The organism is Protofrankia sp. Cr1 (assembly GCF_963555865.1).
GTDB lineage: Bacteria > Actinomycetota > Actinomycetes > Frankiales > Frankiaceae > Protofrankia.
The window spans coordinates 1,377-3,072 of the sequence record NZ_CAUVXO010000307.1 but is presented as its reverse complement, the minus strand read 5'-3'; the positions used below and the strand labels follow the sequence as shown (position 1 = coordinate 3,072).

The window sequence follows — 1,696 nt, the reverse complement described above, 5'->3', positions numbered from 1 at the left end:
GGCGGGCGGCGCGGGTGAGCGGATCCTGTTCGCGGGCGGCGAGCACCGGGTCGTAGCCGTTCTGGCAGCGCAGGCATGGCCCGTCCGGTCGGACGACTGCGACCCGGCCGCCGACCTCCAGGTCAGCCCCGGGGGCGCTGCGGCTCAGTTCCACCCCGATATCGAGGTAGAGCCGTCCGTACTGGACCGCGAGCCGGTTGATGGCCCATCTCGGCGCGTGGCCGTCGACCGCGCCGATGAGAATGTCGGCGCTGCTCAGGGCGCGCCAGACGGCGGGGTCGAGGATGCTGCCACGGATCGGGGTCACCGCAACGTCGGGGCTGATCGCGCGTGCCAGGCGGCTGGCCACATCCACCTTGGGTGTCGCCTGCCGCGCATCCGCCGGGGTGGCACCGACGAGCCGGGCCAGGTTGGATGTCTCCACCCGGTCAGGGTCGACGAGGAGGAGACGTCCGACGCCGAGGTGGGCCAGGCCCTGCACGACGAGGGAGCCAGCTCCGCCCACACCGATGACACCCACGGTCAGCCGTCCGAGCCGATGTTGGGTGTCGGCTCCGAACGCCCGAATCTGCCGATCATATCGATCGTCCCGGTCGTGGTCGGGTCGATCATGCCGGTTGCCTCGGACGGGCTCCGGCCGCCGTCGGGTCATGGTCAGCCTCCTGCGCTCTCGTCGCGCTGTGCAATCAATGCGTGTGCGGCGGATGAGATATCCAGCGGCGTGAGACGGCCGGTGCGGGGGTTGAACCACAGTCCGTCGACCCCGGTGTGGGTGAGCACGAGGGATGCGGCGATCACCAGCGGCCGGGCGGGGATCGTGGCGTGAAACTCCCGGTGGGTTTCCATGGTGTTGGCACGGTCGGTGCCGGAGAACGCCGCGGGCGCCGAGGTACCCGGATGGCTGTGCACGTCAATGAGGGACAGCGCGTGCTCGTAGCAGGTGCGCAGCACGGTCCGGCTGATGTCAGTGGCCACCTCGACGCGGGTGGGGCTTTGCACGGTCAGGGCGGCATCGGGCAGCAGCAGGGCGCGTTGAGCTCGAACGGTGACGGCGCGGCGTCCCCATCGGTCGCCGGTAATCTCGGCCCGGCCGAGGAGATAGGCGAACTGTTCCAGATCGCTGCCGAGGAGGTGCGCGGACAGCTCCGTCCATATGGCGTCGGCGATGATGAGCCGGCACCGATCGGCCTGAGGTCTTCGATCGTCCGGTAATCGCTTTTCCGGCGGTGGGTTTCGGTTCCCGGCCATTGTTCAGTCCGCTGTACCGAGGTAGGTGCGGATTGCCTCGACGAAGGTGAGCAGCGAGTCGAGACGGGGATTCCACCGGCGGTACGGATCCTCCAGGCAATACCAGACGTAGCCCAAATCGGCGTAGGGATTGTTGAAGCCGTGGAAGTAGTGGCCGGGGTCGACGAGACCGCCGAGACCGCCGAGACCACCGAGACCGCTGTGGTCGTGCCGTTGCAGGCGGGAGCCGAGGAAGAAGCCGTCCGGGGCGGATTCGGGGTAGGTGACCGGGACGACGACGAGCACGGTGGTGCGGGTCGGCTCCCATCCAGCCGGCAGTCGGAATTCGGGGATGATGATCCACGAATCGTCGTCGGCGATACGGAGCCCCGGGTACGCCCCGGCGAGCTGGGCCGCTTCGAGCCGGATTCGGCGGCGCAGTGGGTTCATCGGCGTGGGTCGTGCACGT

At 68.9% G+C, this 1,696-nt stretch carries 3 protein-coding genes; all 3 read right to left on the bottom strand.

The features are described 5' to 3' along the window. A partial coding sequence (locus U9980_RS19835; protein WP_322769289.1) for a ThiF family adenylyltransferase occupies window positions 1-652 on the bottom strand: 652 nt, incomplete at its 3' end. Window positions 653-654: 2 nt separating this feature from the next. Beyond that, window positions 655-1,248, bottom strand: coding sequence for a Mov34/MPN/PAD-1 family protein (locus U9980_RS19830; protein ID WP_322769288.1), 594 nt, complete (start codon window positions 1,246-1,248; stop codon window positions 655-657). 3 nt (window positions 1,249-1,251) lie between these two features. Beyond that, a partial coding sequence (locus tag U9980_RS19825; protein WP_322769287.1) for an E2/UBC family protein occupies window positions 1,252-1,696 on the bottom strand: 445 nt, incomplete at its 5' end.

Bases quoted from the DNA above. Each gene is read 5' to 3' on its own strand.
- U9980_RS19830 (WP_322769288.1), bottom strand. From the start codon at position 1,248: ATGGCCGGGAACCGAAACCCACCGCCGGAAAAGCGATTACCGGACGAT.